Here is a 17,410-nt window from a genome sequence, read left to right as displayed (position 1 = left end):
ACGCTTCTAATTTTAGAAGCGTCTTTTTGTGTGTTATTCCATCATACTTGCAACTTTTTTAGAGCAGAGAAGAAGTACAAGTCCTAAGACGATAACGATGATACCGATACTTGCAAATACTTCAAGATAGCCTAATGATTGTGTAAAGGAAGCAAGTTTACCAGCTAACCAGTTAGCCATACCTGAACCAGCTAACCATACACCCATTAGTAATGATGCTAATTTAACAGGTGCAATTGCACTTACCATTGATAGACCGATTGGTGATAAGAATAGTTCGCCAATTGTATGGAACATATAAGTGATAACGATGAATAATAAGTTTGCTTTAACAGTTATATCAGCTTCATTACTTCCAGTTTTTAGAACCGCTAATGTTAAAACAAGGTAACCTATACCTAGTAAAATCATACCAAATGCCATTTTTGTTGGTATTTTTAAATCGCCACGCTTTGATTTAGAAAGTTTTAACCATAGCATAGATACGAATGGTGCAAGTAGTACGATAAATGCTGGATTAACGGATTGGAACCAAGATGTTGGAACTTCCCATCCAAAAATTGTACGATCAACAAATTTATCTGTATAAAGTGTTAAAGAACTACCAGCTTGTTCAAACCCTGCCCAGAAGAATACTACGAAACAGGTTAAAATTACAATTGCCCAAGTGCGATTTTTTTCTTGTTTTGTTAAAGGTTTCTTTTCGATTGCAGGTTGATTTTTTGTTTTTTTACCAACAACTGTTGTTCCTGCTGTACCAAGGTAGCGAGGGGCTAATAGGTTGAAAACAATTTGTCCAATAATCATACCGATACAAGCTGCTAAGAATCCGTATTTATATCCCATAACCATAACGCCATCAACGCTTGTTTTAAAGAAATCTTCTGCTAAAAATCCACAAATAAGTGGAGCGAAGAAAGCACCTACGTTAATACCCATATAGAAGATAGTAAATGCACTGTCACGACGTGAATCATTTTCTTTATACAATTCACCTAACAGTGTAGAAATATTTGGTTTGAAGAATCCATTACCAATAACTAATAGTACTAATCCAAGGAATAGTCCTGTTTTTGTATTCATGGAGAATAGTACAAAGTTACCAATCGCCATAATAATTCCGCCGAGAGTAATGGCGTGACGTCTCGTAATATAATGATCAGTTAGCCATCCGCCTATAATTGGCATGAAATATACTGCCGCTGTAAAAGTACCATATAATTGCACTGCGAATGCCTTATCAAATCCTAATCCGCCACTAACGGCAGCAGTTGTTAAATAAAGAACTAAAAGGCCACGCATTCCATAATAACTAAATCTTTCCCACATTTCTGTTAAGAACAACAAATATAATCCTGGTGGATGTTTTTTTGGTGATTGTTGCTCTCCAGCTTTTTTTAATTTTAAAGCTGCATCCATTTTTGTTTCCCCCTAATCCTGTATAACGGATATTTATGTAATCATTTTAATTTACAAAATATTTAGAAGTCAATAGAATTATATGGAAATAGAAAGAAAATTTCTAAAAAAGTTCTATTTTTCTTCGACCGTTACTGTATTTTACCCTGAAAACGAGATGATAAGCGTTTTCAAATGTAATAATTGAATTCTAAAAGAAAATAAAATAGTGATTAATCAGAAAATTTAGATTAAAATATTTATTCTGATATAGAGAAAATATATTCTATTTACTTTTATAATATAACATATTGGGAATAAAAATACAAAATGAAATAATGTGACATTTAAGTGAATTGAAAAAAAACCAGCTCCATAGAAGGGGAGCTGGTTAGGGAAATATTATTTAACAAAGCGTTTTTCGATATCATCTAATAGTAGGTTAGCAGCCATTACACCACCAGCTGTATTCCAAATAACGTCGTCAACTTTGTATGCTTTACCATTTTTCACTGCATTTAAATTTTTAAATAGAGGATCATTGATATATTCTTTTTCTAATTCAGAGCCTTTTTTCTCGTTTCCTTTATCGAATGTGAAGTAGAATAATACGTCACCATCCATTGCAGAAATACGTTCTTTAGATACGTTACGCTCTGCGAAGTCATCTTTATTTTGATCACCAGGACGTTTAAATCCAAGTTCTTTTAAAATAACACCAGAGAATGTATCACCATGATAAATACGAACATCACCAGGCATGAAGCGAACCATAGAGATTTCTTGATTTACTTTATCACCTAGTTTGGCTTTTAAATCTTTCATACGTTTATCGTAATCAGCTAAAACCTTTTGACCTTCTTTTTCTTTATTTAATGCTTTTGTATAAAACTTGAAGTTATCTTTCCATTCACCACGTAATGTTTCAGAGAACACAGTAGGTGCAATTGCTTTTAGTTGCTCATACACTTTCTCGTGACGCATTTTGTTACCGATAATTAAGTCTGGTTTTAAAGAAGCGATTGTTTCCACATTCACTTGTCCTTCATCACCAACAACTTTTACATCTTTCATTTTATCTTTAATATGTGGATACCATGGATCACCAGTCCAAGATTTTACAGCTCCAACTGGTTTCACACCTAATTCAAGTAAAGCTTCAGTACCTTCATTTGTTAAAATAACTACACGTTTTGGATTAGCAGGAACTTCTGTTTTACCCATTGCATGTTCCACAGTTATCATTTCTTTTTTCGTATCTTCTTTTGATTCTTCTTTCGTATTTGACTTTCCGCAAGCACTTAAAAGTAATGAAAAGGCTAGTAAAAATACAAATACTGTAAACGATTTCTTTTGCATGAATTTCATTATGTACCCCCTACATACTGAGAATTTTTTTCAATAGCAAGCATGATATTAAGCCTTTATCTTTTGATTGTCAATATATACGGCTGAAAATAATTCTCATTTCCGTTGACAATGAGAATTAAGTTGAAATACACTTACAACGTATCATTATACATTGAAGGGGAAACGCTGCATGTTATTAAAAACAAATCAAGCAAAATGGATTGGATTATTTGTTGGGATCATTGCAGTCATTATTTGTATTTGGGGAAGTATTATTTTCGGATATACAAATACGAGCTGGAAATTAGCATTAGATGCTTTTTTTCATTTCAATGGTTCCAATGAACATATTATTATTCAAAATGTACGTCTACCAAGGGCATTAATTGCAGCTAGTGTTGGTGCTAGTTTAGCCATTGCGGGTTGTCTTATGCAAACTTTAACGAAGAATCCGCTTGCTTCTCCAGATTTTATTGGATTAAATTCAGGTGCTGCCTTCTTCATAGTTGTAGCAATTGTTATTTTTTCCGTGACATCATTATCAGCTTTCACGTGGATTGCCTTTTTAGGAGCAGCAGTTGCAGCTGTACTTGTATTTGCTTCTAGTTCTTTAGGAAAAGAAGGGACAACGCCTCTTAAGTTAACATTAGCAGGGGTCGCAATTAGTGCGTTATTTTCATCATTAACACAAGGGTTACTTGTGTTAAATGAAAAGGCGCTTGAAGAAGTATTATTTTGGCTTGCCGGATCTGTGCAAGGAAGAAAGTTAGAAATTTTACAATCTGTATTCCCATATTTATTAATAGGCTGGATCGCATCTATTATGATGGCAGGGAAAGTAAATACATTGATGATGGGGGAAGACGTCGCGAAGGGGCTTGGACAACGAACAATTTTAATGAAATCATTCGTGTTACTTATTATTGTCCTGTTGTCGGGTGGTTCAGTTGCGGTTGCTGGTCCAATTGGATTTATTGGAATTATTATCCCGCATTTTGCCAGATTTCTTGTTGGAGTAGATCACAGATGGAGAGTACCGTATAGCGGCTTGTTAGGAGCAATACTACTAATCTTGGCTGATATAGCAGCAAGATATGTCATTATGCCACAAGAAGTACCAGTAGGAGTTATGACAGCATTTATTGGTGCACCGTTCTTTATTTATATTGCACGTAAGAGAGGGCTTAGCAAATGAAGAAGTATATTCCGTTTCGTATAGGAAAAGGCGGGCTCTCGTTTTTAATGTATAAACGAGCTTGTCTCGTCTTATTCAGTTTACTAGTTGTTTTAATAGGATTATTTTTTGCGAGTGCAGGTATGGGAGACATGAAAATTGCTCCTTATGATGTATGGCAAGCAATCACTGGAAATGGCGATGCGATGTCCAATATGGTTGTAAATAAGTTTCGTATGCCGCGTATTTTAATTGCCATCCTTGTAGGAATCGCACTTGCTGTAGCAGGATGTATTTTACAAGGTCTCGTTCGAAATCCACTGGCTTCTCCTGATATCATCGGGATTACAGGTGGTGCAAGTGTTGCAGTTGTATTATTTTTAGCTATATTTAGTGATAAAAATAATGCGCTAACTGTAAGCATTCATTATATGCCGTTAGCAGCTTTTGCTGGGGCAACGATTGTAGCACTTTTTGTATATTTATTTGCATGGAGAAATGACGGATTATCACCGATTAGTCTTGTTTTAATTGGTGTTGGCTTTTGGGCATTAACGAAAGCGGCAACGACTTTGTTTATGTTGTTAGCGCCAATTTATCAAGCGAGTCAAGCGAATGTATGGATTACAGGCACTGTTTACGGGTCTTCATGGCAAAACGTTATGGTGCTTGCGCCGTGGGTTCTCATTTTAACGGTAATATCATTTATAGCTGCTAGACATTTAAATGCGCAAGAGCTAGGGGATGATATTGCGATAGGACTTGGTGTTCCTTTAACGAAGTCACGCATATTTATGTTATTACTTAGTACAGCTTTAATTGGCGGTGCGGTTGCTTTTGCTGGAGGAATTGGATTTGTCGGTTTAATGGCACCTCATATTTCACGAAGACTAATTGGTTCTTTATACGGTGCATTACTCCCAGTTGCGGCTATTGTTGGTGCAATTTTAGTACTTGCTGCAGATTTAATTGGGCGTACAGTTTTCACCCCACTTGAAATTCCAGCAGGGGTATTTACATCAGCAATTGGTGCACCTTATTTTATTTATTTACTTTATAAAAGTCGGAATTCATAAAGGGAGATGAATATGCAAAAAGCATTGGAGACGAAACGTTTGACGTTGTCTTATGGTGAAACAATTATTATTGATGAGTTGAATTTAGAAATTCCAAAAGGCGAAATTACAATCTTCATCGGCTCTAACGGTTGCGGGAAATCAACTTTATTGCGTTCACTAGCTAGATTATTAAAACCAACAACTGGTGACATTTTGTTAGATAATCAAGCCATTCAAAGTATGCAAACGAAGCAAATTGCTCGTCAAATGGCAATTTTACCGCAAGGACCACAAGCGCCAGAAGGGCTTACAGTATTGCAACTTGTAAAGCAAGGACGTTATCCGTATCAAACATGGCTGAAGCAATGGTCAGAAAAAGATGAGGAAATGGTACAGAAAGCACTTGAAGCAACAGGTATGACAGAATTTGCTGAGCGTGATGTGCATGCTCTTTCAGGTGGGCAACGTCAACGTGCTTGGATTGCAATGACGCTTGCACAAGATACAGATATTATTTTATTGGATGAGCCTACTACCTATTTAGATATGACTCACCAAATTGAAGTGCTAGATTTATTATTCGAATTAAATGAAACAGAAAAAAGAACAATTGTTATGGTACTACACGATTTAAATTTAGCATGCCGTTATGCAGATAATATTGTAGCCATTCAAGATAAACAAATATATGCACAAGGTAAGCCAGAAGAAGTAGTAGATGAGAAACTAGTACGTGATGTATTCCGAATGGAATGTCAAATTAGTACGGATCCGTTATTTGGGACGCCACTTTGTATCCCGCACGGAAGAGGGAGACGGTTAGTTAAAGAAGTTGTTCAGGCAATGAGATAATAAAAAAAACGATGAGTGATTCATCGTTTTTTTATTTGGTACAAGAGAATAGGAGGAAGAGAGGAATTCGTAAACGACGTTCATATTCTTCATCATTTTGAAAATAAGTCTGATTTGGTATAGCTTCTTTTAAGGATGTAATTGTAAATCCGGCTTGTTGTAACAATGTGAAATACTCTTCTGTTGTGCGATGATATTTAATAACCTCCTGGTCAATCCATGGTTCAACCCGTTTGCCTAGTTTAAAATAATCATCGACGAGCCAGCTAGTTCTTTTACCACTCATTTGTAAGCTTTCAAATGAAGAGGTAATAACGGGATGTTGAACGCTAAAGGTAAAGATTCCATTTGTTTTTAAAGTTTGAAACACATTTTGAAAAATGATATCAAGATGTTCAATATAATGTAAAGCGAGTCTAGATGTTACTAAATCAAAAGTGGAAGAGGGATAGGTATAATCTTTGAGGTTTATAAAATGAACAAATCCATTTTTATTTTCTAGTTGTTTTTTAGCTTTTTCATACATAAGCTGAGAGCCTTCAATACCGGTGTAAGAGGAGCATCCGTTTTCTAATAATTCCTCGCCAAACTTAGCATCACCACAGCCTAAATCGAGGATTTGCTTTCCTTTAACATCACCAATGAGTTGAAAGAAGGCTGGTTTTTCAAGTGACTCATTTGGGCTATTTTCTCGGTACCTTCGTTTCATATATTGTTCAAAAAATGCTTCGTTATTATATACATCAGATTCAGTAAAAGCCATGATTGAAGCCCCCTTAAATATTTTTTTTATTCTACCAAATATGAAAAGTAAATGATAGATTTCTTGTAATGAATCATATATAATCTAAAATTGTAAGCGGTTACTTTAAGCTATTTTTCTATAATAAATTCTGAAAACGTGTTAAGCTAGTAGAGGGATTATTAGAACTATTAAGATAATAATCCGCTTACATGAACGATGGGAGGCTTCACGATGTCTAGTAAAACACTTGCAAAATTTTTAGAAGAAAATTTAGAGGATTTAAAATCAAAGGGGCTTTATAACGTAATTGATCCGCTTGAGAGTTCAAATGGACCGATCATTACAATTGGCGGAAAAGAATATATTAACTTATCTTCAAACAACTATCTTGGATTAGCAACAGATAGCCGTTTGCAAGAAGCAGCAATTGGTGCTATTCATAAGTACGGCGTTGGAGCAGGAGCTGTTCGTACAATTAACGGTACTTTAGATTTGCATATTAAATTAGAAGAAACAATTGCAAAGTTTAAACATACAGAAGCAGCAATTGCTTACCAATCAGGATTTAACTGTAATATGGCAGCGATTTCAGCCGTTATGGATAAAAATGATGCGATTCTTTCAGACGAATTAAACCATGCTTCTATTATCGATGGTAGTCGTCTATCAAAAGCAAAAATTATCGTTTATAAACATTCTGATATGGAAGATTTACGCCAAAAAGCAATCGCGGCGAAAGAATCAGGTCTTTACAATAAATTAATGGTAATTACAGACGGTGTCTTTTCAATGGATGGAGATGTTGCAAAACTACCAGAAATCGTTGAAATTGCAGAAGAGTTAGATTTAATGACATACGTAGATGATGCACACGGTTCAGGTGTACTTGGAAAAGGTGCAGGAACTGTAAAGCACTTCGGTCTGTCGGATAAAGTTGATTTCCAAATTGGTACATTATCAAAAGCAATTGGGGTAATTGGTGGATATGTAGCTGGGAAACAAAACTTAATTGACTGGTTAAAAGTTCGTTCACGTCCATTCTTATTCTCTACAGCATTAACACCAGCTGATGCAGCAGCTTGCATGAGATCAATTGAAATCTTAATGGAAAGCACAGAGTTACATGATCGCCTGTGGGAAAATGGTCGCTATTTAAAACAAGGATTAAAAGAACTTGGCTTTAACATCGGAGAAAGTGAAACGCCAATTACACCTTGTATTATTGGGGATGAAGTGTTAACACAAGAATTTAGTAAACGTCTAAATGAAGAAGGTGTATACGCAAAATCTATCGTGTTCCCAACTGTAGCAAAAGGAACCGGACGCGTTCGTAATATGCCTACAGCAGCTCATACGAAAGAAATGTTAGATGAAGCAATTCGTAAGTATGAAAAAGTAGGGAAAGAAATGGGCATCATTTAAGTAACGACATCTTTTGAATAGCTTGCAAATGAGGAGTGGGGAAAATGAAAAAAATTCTAGTAACCGGTTCTTTAGGGCAGATTGGTTCTGAACTAGTAATGAAACTTCGTGATGTATACGGCGCATCAAATGTTATTGCAACAGATATTCGTGAAACAGATAGTGAAGTAGTAACGTCTGGTCCATTTGAAACGTTAGATGTAACAGATGGACAAAAACTACATGATATCGCAAAGCGTAATGAAGTAGATACAATTATTCATTTAGCAGCTTTACTTTCGGCAACAGCAGAAAAAAATCCGTTATTTGCATGGAATTTAAATATGGGCGGACTTGTAAATGCATTAGAAGCAGCTCGTGAATTAAACTGTAAGTTCTTCACGCCAAGTTCTATCGGTGCATTCGGTCCATCAACGCCGAAAGATAATACGCCACAAGATACAATTCAGCGACCTACTACGATGTATGGGGTAAACAAAGTAGCAGGAGAATTACTATGTGATTATTATCATCAAAAGTTTGGCGTTGATACGCGCGGCGTACGTTTCCCTGGTTTAATTTCTTACGTAGCTCCTCCAGGAGGCGGAACAACTGATTATGCAGTTGAAATTTATTATGAGGCAATTAAAAAAGGCACATACACCTCATACATTGCAGAAGGAACATACATGGATATGATGTACATGCCAGATGCTTTACAAGCGATCATTTCATTAATGGAAGCTGATCCAAGTAAGCTAGTGCATAGAAATGCATTTAATATTACAGCAATGAGCTTTGAGCCAGAGCAAATCGCAGCATCAATTCGTAAACACATTCCGACGTTTACAATGGACTACGCTGTAGATCCAGCTCGTCAAACAATCGCTGATAGCTGGCCAAACTCTATTGACGCAACAGCGGCAATGAAAGAGTGGGGCTTTAAAGCAGAATACGATTTAGACAAAATGACAACGGACATGCTGGCGAAGTTAAAAAAAAAGTTCGCAGCTGAGTTAGTGATGAATTAATAGGAAGGGTCGATTCTTAGGAATTGACCCTTTTTTTTTTTTATTTTAAGAATATACAAATAATTACAAACGTGATAAAATGAGTTAATTTGTGTATAAAGGGGCGACAGAGAATGGATAAATGGGAGTTAGCAAAGGGAATTTACAATGCGTCACGTTTAACGTGAACATTTAAGCTTCGATCGGGACAAGTATCAAATCAATACTTTGATAAGTACTTATTTGAATCTAATCCAGTATTATTATTAGAAGTTGCTAAACAATTGAAAGAGCTCATTCCTCCTGAAACAGAAGTACTCGCAGGTTTAGAAATGGGAGGTATTCCAGTAGCAACAGCATTATCTTTACAAACGGGTATACCAGTTGTATTTGTAAGAAAAGAAGCGAAGAAGTACGGTACATGTAAGTTAGCAGAAGGTATTGATATTACTGGGAAAAATATTTGTGTTGTTGAAGATGTTATTACGACAGGTGGTCAAATATTATTAAGCACGAAAGATTTAAGAGAACTAGGTGCGAAAGTACATCATGTTCTAGGTGTAATCGAACGAACAAAAGAGGGAAGAGAAAACTTATTAGAAGATGGCTTACAACTACATTCTTTATTTACAATGGATGAGTTAATTGAAGGAGAAAAGCAACATGCAAAGAGTTGATGTCGTATATGCACTAATACATGACGAAGAAACAGATAAAATATTAATGGTACATAATGTAGAACAAAATGTTTGGTCATTGCCAGGCGGGGCAGTTGAAAAGGGCGAAACGTTAGAGGAAGCTTTAGTAAGGGAAGTAAAAGAAGAGACAGGTTTAACGGTTATGGCAGGTGGACTTGTTGCGATCAATGAAAAATTCTTTGAAGAATCCACGAATCATGCACTATTATTTACATTCCGAGCGAATGTAGTAAAAGGTGAACTTATGGCAGAAGATGAAGAGGAAATTTCCGCAATAGAGTGGTTAGATCGAACAATCGCAAATGAACGATTCCCATTCTACGATGGAGGATTCGAGTCATTATTAGAAGTAGCCATTCCATACAAGTTTCAGCCAGAAACAAAGTGATTGAAAGAAAAAAACAGGAGCGACAACGCTCCTGTTTTTTCTATTCAATCGTCTTCAGTAATAACTTTTTCAATAGTGGTTTAATCTTCAAACGTAAATCTTCAGCGTGATTTGCAACTAAGAAGTGATGGTTATAAATGTTCTTCATTAATTGATAAGTTGCTTCTTTCGCTTCGCCTTCTTCGATAAATATCCCAATTACTTCCATGCCACTTTTACGAGCAAGTTTGACAGCTTCATGCGTATCTAAAATACCGTCTTGTTGATAGTCTAGTGCAGAAGGCTCACCGTCTGTGAAGACAAGTAAGAATTTATGCTTTTCTGGTCTTTTTGCAAGCTTTTCAGAAACGATACGAATAATATATCCGTCGCGATTATCTTCTTCTTCGCGAAGTTGCATAATTTCGGGACCAACGTTTGGTAACGTTGAGTTTTTATATGTCACAACTTCATGGATAACGTTCGGTTTATCTTCAGGCTTAGCACTAGAAGCATCTTCCCAAAATCCGCTAATAGCGTGCGGGATTTTTAAAGATTTCAATGCTTCATGGAATAGGACAACACTCTTCTTCGTTTCTTCCATTTTGTTATACATAGAACCAGAACAGTCCACTAATAGTTGGAATGCAACATCGAGCTCTTGCGATTCTTGTCCTTTTTTATAAAACATGCGCGGTTGCTTTTCAGTATAAATACGAAGGAATTTCTTACGAAGTCTTCCGTAGTATTTATCACTATTTGCATTCGTTTTATTTTCAATCGTTTTTTCGATAATTTTCTTTAATTCTTTTACATCTTTATTAACGACAGATTTGATAGCTTGGTAATCTTTTTTCTCGTCAGGGTTTGATTTGCGAGCTTCTTTAAATGTATGAGAGGCACCAACGTTATACTTGCCATATACACCGTCGTTTTGACTAGAAGCATGGGAAGCTCTTGCTTCCTCTGTATCAGCACCATCAAAGTTAGATTGTGTACTTTTTTGAGAAGTACCCTGTACAGAACCAAGTGCTTGGTCGCCATCCTCTGATTCACGAGCAGTATCACCCATCATATTTGTTTTTGTTCCACTTTCTAATTCAAAGCGTAAAAAGTTCTCGTTTTCGTTATTTTTATTTTCACGATGCCATGTGGAGAAACTTTCATCCATTTTGTTTTTATTTTCATCGTTATCTATGAGCTGCGTATCATCATTTGCTAATTTTTCAGGACGACTGTCTTTCTCATCTGCAATAACAGATAAGTAGAGCGGAGCATGTCCGAAATAATTGTTCAGCATGTCACTTTCAAGAAGCTCCTCTAAGCGATAGCGAATTTTCTCAACGATATACATAATATCTTCCGTATTACGAGCTTGGAATGTTTCATGCAAAATTGCTTCAATTTGCTCGAAATATTCATTATTAAACATTTCATATTTATCGCTCGTTAACGAAAGATAACATAGACAAAATAGACGATCACCATGATAGTTACGAACGCGATTGATTTCATTTTGTGAGCCGAAGTAGTTGCGATACATTTCTTTTCTTCTTTTAAAAACATGCTTTGTGCCAGGGCGTAAGTTTTTTACGATTTCCTCAACACGTAAATCTTCTAATAGAACAAATAGTTGTGTTAAAAACTTTTTTAAGGGTGATTCTTGTAATTCAATCGCATAAGAACGAATTAAAGTCATGTCCGAGTAATGTTTATTACCAAGTGCTTTTAAAAACACTTCGCTTTTTAATCCGATTACTGTATCCTCTTCTTTTCGATCATCCCAAAAGTGACTAATGACAACCTTTTTTTCAATTTCGTCGTAGTATGCTTTATAGCCATACTCAAGGTAGGCATCGTCTTCTTTTAGAAGAGCATACATTAAGTTTTCCATTTGTAGAAACAGCGACGCATCAATTTTTTTGTCACTAAAAATTTGTCTCATGAATTATCCCTCAAAGAAATAACTTTCTGCTAATTCACGGACAGTCATTTGTTCTGTTTCATCGTTTAATTTTGCGATAATGCTTCGTTCGATAGCGCGCATAACAGGAATATACACACCTAAATCACATGCGTCGAGAATACCACGAATACTTGCTGCTTCTTCACTTACACGTCCATCACGAGCTAAAGGCATAAGGTCGCTTGCAAATGCAACGAACTTTTCAATTGTTGCAACATCTTTTAATTTTGATTCAGCTAATAATAGTTCTTTTAATGTATCACCTTGAATGTAAGGAACTTCAATAATAACGAAACGGTTTTTTAACGCTTCGTTTAGTTCGCTTGTTCCAACGTAACCTTCATTAATTGCTGCAATTACGCGATATTCGTCATCACCGTATACAACTTCTTGTGTAAATGGATTTGTAATCATTTTACGGTAATCTAATGCACCGTGAAGAAGTGGTAATGTTTCAGGCTTTGCCATATTGATTTCATCAATATATAGGAAATGACCGTTCTTCATTGCTTTCATAAGAGGACCGTTAACGAATGTAACTTCAGATGCGCCATCTCTCGTTTGTAGTGTGTTGTATCCTAAAATACCTTCTACATCTAGGTCGACAGAACAGTTAATGCTATGCATTGGTTTTTGGAATAAAGAAGAAAGAGTTTCAGCTAGTACTGTTTTACCACTACCAGTCGGCCCTTTTAATAGAATGTTTTTGCCAAGAAGAAGTGCTGTAATAGCATCTTCAATAATGCTGTTATCAGATGCTTTATATATTTTCTTTCCAATTAAATGTGCATTTTCACCAGCTTCTTGCTTATTCTTTTCGTGAATTGTAGAAAGCTGCTGTTTTAAATCAGCATGTATATGAAATTGTTCTAACATGTATTTCCCACCTAACATTATTTTCATAAAGTAATACATCTTATGATAACTTGTTTTAATATGGTATGCAAAGAAAAGGAGAGGGGAGTAATGGAAAAGAAAAAGCAATCAAAGTTACATTGATTGCTTACAGTAAAGGAGAAATGAGTCGCATGAAAGACTCTAGTATTCGTTTTTTGATACTTCTTTTTTGGAATGCGTTCCATTTAATTTCAGTGGAATGTTTAAAGTCATCTTCAAAATCACGTTTAATATCATGAACGGTTTCTGATTCATATAGTACGCTAATAAGTTCGTAATTTAATTCAAAGCTACGTACGTCCATATTTGCTGTTCCGATTGTCGCGATTTTATCATCAACGAGTACAATTTTTGCATGCATAAAACCATCTTTATAACTATAAATGGAGGCACCAGCTTTTAAAAGTGGAGTGAAGTAGGACTGCGATGCTTGATCACTAATAATACTATCACTTTTACCAGGATATAAAATGCGTACATCTATGCCAGAAATCGCACTTAAGCGTAATAATGTTAAAGTTTCTTGATCTGGAATAAAGTATGGTGTAGCAATCCAAATCGACTTTTTTGCAGATCCCATAACAGCTAATAATGTATTGCGAATGCTTTTATCATCTGAGCTTGGTCCGCTCGCTACAATTTGCACAGCACCTTCTGCACTTGAAATTTCTTTACCTGGGAAGTATTGTCTATTCATAAATTGATCCCAAGAATAAGTATTCAATCCACTAGATGCATAGAGCCAATCCTCTAGAAAAATTGCTTGTAATTTATATAGCGCTTTTCCTTCTATTTTTAAATGACTATCACGCCAAACGGGAAATTTTTTTGAACGGCCAAGATATTCATCACCAACGTTGAGTCCACCAGTAAAACCGATTTCTCCATCTACAATGACGATTTTACGGTGGTTACGATAATTAACTGTTTCAAGTAACCAAGCTGAAAAAATAGGGTCAAATTCAACAATTTCAATCCCAGCTTCTTTCATAGGCTTTAAAAAGCGTCTTCTTAACGTATTACTTCCTAATCCATCATAAAGGAAGCGTACAATAACACCAGATTTTGCTTTTTTTATTAACGCATCCCGAACTTTTGTACCAATCTCATCAGATTTATAAATATAGTATTGAATATGTATGTGATGTTTTGCTTGCTCGATAGCTTGCAAAATTTCTGAGAATGTTTGATCTCCGTTTGTTAAAAGTTTTGTAGTTGTTCTATCTGCGGCAGGTCCGCCTCCAAATTTTTGTATAACTTTTGTTAAATGTGTAGAACGCTCATGTAAGGGGACTGTGAGTGATAATTCTACTCGTCTTCCTTCTAATATTTCACGGAATAATTTTCTTTGTTCTTCTGAACGATGGAGATGTTTTTTTCTTCTCCAACGGCTACGCCCGAAAATAGAGTATAAAAGCACACCTACAACGGGAAGAAGTGCTAATACTAAAAACCATGCTAAAGTGCTTTGTGGAGATCTATTTTCGATAAAAATAACGAAAGATATTCCTATGATTGTAAGAGACCATAATACACCGAAAAAGGTATATAGTGAGAGGATAGACGTATCTAAAAGTAAGAGTACGATAGATACAATTATAAATACCAATAATAATTGAACGATAGGCTTCTTCATTGCTATAAAATTCCTCTAATCTTTCTTAAATATAGACTTCTTATATAAAAAGGTACAATCCGACATTCTTATTATAAAGTGTTTTGTTTTTTTTACAAAATATAGACATTTTCTCCATGCTTTCCGCATTTGTCCTACATACAGTATATTGTTACGTTATTAGCCCGCTATTTGCTGGTTAATAAACAGTGTAGGGGGACAAAATCCTTGCCCCTTATATAGGAAAGGGGATAACCATATTACGTGGATTCTTCCTATTATATAGGTTGCCAACAAGGTCCGTACTATTCATACAATATCTATTAAGATAAGAAAATGGAAAAGGAGCGGGGAAACATGAATTATATAGAAAATAACGGATTGTATTATCGTAATCATCATCATGGAGGGCACCATCATAACGGCGGACATCACCACCATGGAGGGCACAATCACCATGATCATCATCACCATCACGGAGGTGGATGGGGCTGGGGTGGCGGCTCATGGGGCGGTGGATTTTTCCCAGGAAGTTTTGCTGGAGGCGTGTTAGGTGGGCTTACAGCTGGCGCATTAACGGGTGCAGCAAGTGGAGGCTACTATCCAGCGCCGTACCCAGTAACTTACCCAGCGCCATACCCAGCACCATATCCGGGTTATCAGCAAATACCATATCCTTATTAAACTAAAAAAAGAGGCTTTCCTCTTTTTTTAGTTTAATGAAGCATTTATTTCTAAAATACTTCCAAAATAAAGGTGGGAATATGTTAATATTTTGTTATTGTAATTCAAAGACATATATACTAATTTTATATTATTATTCGTGAATAGTTGTATAGTGTGCTCGAACTTCTATTTCGCTAGTAAAAGGTTAGATGTGAGCAGAATTAGTAGGAAACAGAGGTCGTATAGAGCTAGTTTTATAAAGGAATGTAAGAGAATGAATAAGGTATAATAAAGTCAGCTAATTATAGCGATAAGAAGCTACTATGTATAATTGAAACGGTATTATATTGCTTTTTATTACAAATAATATTATGTTATTTTAATCGACATATTTCAAAATGTGATTTATGTAAAGGACGATTATTAGGAAATGAAATATCTCTATTTCTATGAAAAGAAACAAGTTGTGTTTTAGTCAGATAGGAAGCAAGGAGAGATGCGCATGCTAGAACAAAGAGGTCATGCATTATATGACTCTTCATTGCGAGATTTAAAGTTAGCATTAGATGAGTCTTCAATTGTTGCGATTACAGACCGAAATGGTCGTATTACATATGTAAATGATAAGTTTTGTGAAATCTCCAAATATACACGAGAAGAGTTAATAGGGAAAGATCATCGTATTTTAAATTCAGGATATCACCCAAAAACATTTTTTCAAATGCTATGGAAGCGTATTTTAAGCGGAAAAGTATGGAGAGGTGAGATTCGAAATCAAGCAAAAGATGGTACATATTATTGGGTTAAAACAACAATTGTTCCATTTTTAAATGAAAAAGGAGAGCCATATCAATTTATTGCGATCCGAAATGATATTAGTAGTAGGAAAGAAGCAGAACAGAGGTTGCGGTTAAGCGAAAGTCGTTATAGAGAGCTTGCGTATCATGATGCTTTAACAAGTTTACCGAACCGCTTACAATTAATAACGACTGTTAACGAATTGATTGCAGATAAAAAAGAGTTTGGTATGATTTATTTTGATTTGGATCGTTTTAAATTAGTAAACGATACGCTAGGTCATATGATAGGAGATTTACTTTTAAGCGAAGTTGCTTCACGGTTGCATTATGTGCTAGGAGAGAAAGACGTTCTGGCTAGGCTGGGTGGCGACGAATTTGTGCTGTTAACAAAAAATCATACACAAGATGAGATGAGGCAACTAGCGACATCTGTGTTGTCGTGTTTTCAAGCACCATTCATGCTTGAAGGTCATGAAGTATATATTTCAGCTAGTCTAGGACTTTGTTCATATCCGCAAGACGGACAAGATGTAGAAACGTTATTGAAGAATTCGGATTTAGCTATGTATAGCGCAAAAGAACAGGGCAGAAATGCAGCGTGTTTCTTTACAGATGAATTACGTGCGAAAATAAATCGTAGAATGAAAATTGAATTTACTTTGCAAAAGGCAATTCGTGATGAAGAGTTAGAGGTGGCACTGCAGCCTATTATTGATTTGAAAACGAAGAAATATACTGGTATCGAGGCTTTAGTACGTTGTACGACAGAAGAAGGGCCTATTTCCCCAAGCGAATTTATCCCTATAGCTGAAGAATCTGGACTTATTATAAAATTAGGGGACTGGGTATTAGAAAAGTCATGTCGCTTATTTAAAACATTGCCAGAGTACGAAGAAGGACTAAAGTTATCTGTGAATTTATCTATACAACAATTAATGCAAAAGCATTTTATTTTATCTGTACGTAGTATTTTAAAGAGAACTGGCTTTTCTCCAAATCGTTTAATTTTAGAAATAACGGAAAGCACTGCTGTTCGTCATTTTGATTATATTATTGCTACATTACAAGAATTAAGAAGTATGGGCGTTTTAATTGCTTTAGATGACTTCGGAACGGGCTATTCTTCCTTATACTATTTAAAACAACTGCCACTGGATATAGTGAAAATTGATCGTAATTTTATTCGTGAATTTCATTATGATCACGCACAGCCAGAGCGAACGATTGTAAAGTCTGTTATTGAAATTGCCCATAGCTTAAATTTAGCAGTAGTTGCTGAAGGGGTAGAAACAGTAGAGCAAGAAAGCTTATTACAATCTATGGGCTGTGATTATGTACAAGGTTTTTATTATGCGAAACCTTTATCGGTAGGAGAGTTAAAAGAAAAGTTAATTATAGATTTCTAATAAAAAA

At 35.6% G+C, this 17,410-nt stretch carries 14 protein-coding genes and 1 pseudogene; 9 read left to right on the top strand and 6 right to left on the bottom strand.

All coding sequences use genetic code 11. The annotated features are described in order from the left end of the window. Nucleotides 1-33 precede the first annotated feature (33 nt). Together ACQVV1_RS14710 and ACQVV1_RS14705 are read right to left on the bottom strand one after the other, a co-directional pair. Nucleotides 34-1,419, bottom strand: coding sequence for a peptide MFS transporter (locus ACQVV1_RS14710; RefSeq protein WP_431169033.1), 1,386 nt, complete (start codon nucleotides 1,417-1,419; stop codon nucleotides 34-36). Nucleotides 1,420-1,800: 381 nt separating this feature from the next. Then, the gene (locus tag ACQVV1_RS14705) at nucleotides 1,801-2,766 is read right to left on the bottom strand and encodes an ABC transporter substrate-binding protein (protein ID WP_242255424.1); all 966 of its coding nucleotides are present in this window, start codon (nucleotides 2,764-2,766) and stop codon (nucleotides 1,801-1,803) included. A 172-nt stretch (nucleotides 2,767-2,938) separates the two neighbouring features. Here ACQVV1_RS14705 and ACQVV1_RS14700 point away from each other — a divergent pair, with 172 nt between their 5' ends. Genes ACQVV1_RS14700 through ACQVV1_RS14690 form a run of 3 tightly spaced genes read left to right on the top strand, consistent with a single transcriptional unit; the run spans nucleotide 2,939 to nucleotide 5,832 of the window. After that, the gene (locus ACQVV1_RS14700) at nucleotides 2,939-3,943 is read left to right on the top strand and encodes a FecCD family ABC transporter permease (RefSeq protein WP_017560400.1); all 1,005 of its coding nucleotides are present in this window, start codon (nucleotides 2,939-2,941) and stop codon (nucleotides 3,941-3,943) included. Continuing rightward, nucleotides 3,940-4,998: a FecCD family ABC transporter permease gene (locus ACQVV1_RS14695; RefSeq protein WP_242255422.1), complete on the top strand. Its 1,059-nt coding sequence runs from the start codon at nucleotides 3,940-3,942 to the stop codon at nucleotides 4,996-4,998. Before ACQVV1_RS14700 ends, ACQVV1_RS14695 begins: the two co-directional genes overlap by 4 nt. Nucleotides 4,999-5,010: 12 nt before the next feature. Then, on the top strand, nucleotides 5,011-5,832 hold the full coding sequence (locus ACQVV1_RS14690) for an ABC transporter ATP-binding protein (protein ID WP_063225153.1): 822 nt from the start codon (nucleotides 5,011-5,013) through the stop codon (nucleotides 5,830-5,832). 31 nt (nucleotides 5,833-5,863) lie between these two features. Here ACQVV1_RS14690 and ACQVV1_RS14685 read toward each other — a convergent pair whose 3' ends face one another. Continuing rightward, a complete protein-coding gene (locus ACQVV1_RS14685) occupies nucleotides 5,864-6,595 on the bottom strand; it encodes a class I SAM-dependent DNA methyltransferase (RefSeq protein WP_431169032.1) in 732 nt (243 codons plus the stop codon). 213 nt (nucleotides 6,596-6,808) lie between these two features. Here ACQVV1_RS14685 and ACQVV1_RS14680 point away from each other — a divergent pair, with 213 nt between their 5' ends. The 4 genes and pseudogenes from ACQVV1_RS14680 to ACQVV1_RS14665 all read left to right on the top strand — a co-directional run bounded on the left by ACQVV1_RS14680 (nucleotide 6,809) and on the right by ACQVV1_RS14665 (nucleotide 10,074). Further along, nucleotides 6,809-7,999, top strand: a complete 1,191-nt coding sequence (locus tag ACQVV1_RS14680) for a glycine C-acetyltransferase (RefSeq protein ID WP_000095906.1) — start codon at nucleotides 6,809-6,811, stop codon at nucleotides 7,997-7,999. A 44-nt stretch (nucleotides 8,000-8,043) separates the two neighbouring features. Next, entirely contained in the window at nucleotides 8,044-9,009 is a 966-nt protein-coding gene (locus ACQVV1_RS14675) for an L-threonine 3-dehydrogenase (RefSeq protein ID WP_242255418.1), read from the top strand. A 113-nt stretch (nucleotides 9,010-9,122) separates the two neighbouring features. Beyond that, a pseudogene (gene pyrE, locus ACQVV1_RS14670) lies at nucleotides 9,123-9,665 on the top strand (orotate phosphoribosyltransferase). Then, nucleotides 9,652-10,074: an NUDIX hydrolase gene (locus ACQVV1_RS14665; protein ID WP_063225151.1), complete on the top strand. Its 423-nt coding sequence runs from the start codon at nucleotides 9,652-9,654 to the stop codon at nucleotides 10,072-10,074. Before pyrE ends, ACQVV1_RS14665 begins: the two are co-directional and overlap by 14 nt. 40 nt (nucleotides 10,075-10,114) lie before the next feature. On the opposite strand, the gene ACQVV1_RS14660 is transcribed toward ACQVV1_RS14665, so the two are convergent. From ACQVV1_RS14660 to ACQVV1_RS14650, 3 genes are all read right to left on the bottom strand, one after another. After that, nucleotides 10,115-11,998 carry a vWA domain-containing protein gene (locus ACQVV1_RS14660; RefSeq protein WP_242255414.1) on the bottom strand — a complete coding sequence of 628 codons (1,884 nt, stop codon included), beginning with the start codon at nucleotides 11,996-11,998 and terminating at the stop codon, nucleotides 10,115-10,117. Between the two features lie 3 nt (nucleotides 11,999-12,001). Beyond that, nucleotides 12,002-12,895, bottom strand: coding sequence for an ATP-binding protein (locus ACQVV1_RS14655; protein ID WP_063225149.1), 894 nt, complete (start codon nucleotides 12,893-12,895; stop codon nucleotides 12,002-12,004). A 127-nt stretch (nucleotides 12,896-13,022) separates the two neighbouring features. Next, the gene (locus ACQVV1_RS14650; RefSeq protein ID WP_242255412.1) at nucleotides 13,023-14,552 is read right to left on the bottom strand and encodes a cardiolipin synthase; all 1,530 of its coding nucleotides are present in this window, start codon (nucleotides 14,550-14,552) and stop codon (nucleotides 13,023-13,025) included. Between the two features lie 336 nt (nucleotides 14,553-14,888). Here ACQVV1_RS14650 and ACQVV1_RS14645 point away from each other — a divergent pair, with 336 nt between their 5' ends. Both ACQVV1_RS14645 and ACQVV1_RS14640 read left to right on the top strand, forming a co-directional pair. Further along, a complete protein-coding gene (locus tag ACQVV1_RS14645) occupies nucleotides 14,889-15,215 on the top strand; it encodes a cobalt transporter (protein ID WP_242255409.1) in 327 nt (108 codons plus the stop codon). A gap of 484 nt (nucleotides 15,216-15,699) precedes the next feature. After that, nucleotides 15,700-17,403, top strand: coding sequence for a putative bifunctional diguanylate cyclase/phosphodiesterase (locus tag ACQVV1_RS14640; RefSeq protein ID WP_242255408.1), 1,704 nt, complete (start codon nucleotides 15,700-15,702; stop codon nucleotides 17,401-17,403). Nucleotides 17,404-17,410 lie beyond the last annotated feature (7 nt).

This window comes from Bacillus basilensis, assembly GCF_050630465.1.
Taxonomy (GTDB): Bacteria; Bacillota; Bacilli; order Bacillales; family Bacillaceae_G; genus Bacillus_A; species Bacillus_A basilensis.
The sequence above is the reverse complement of the archived record's forward strand: the minus strand, read 5'-3'. Positions and strand labels throughout refer to the sequence as shown.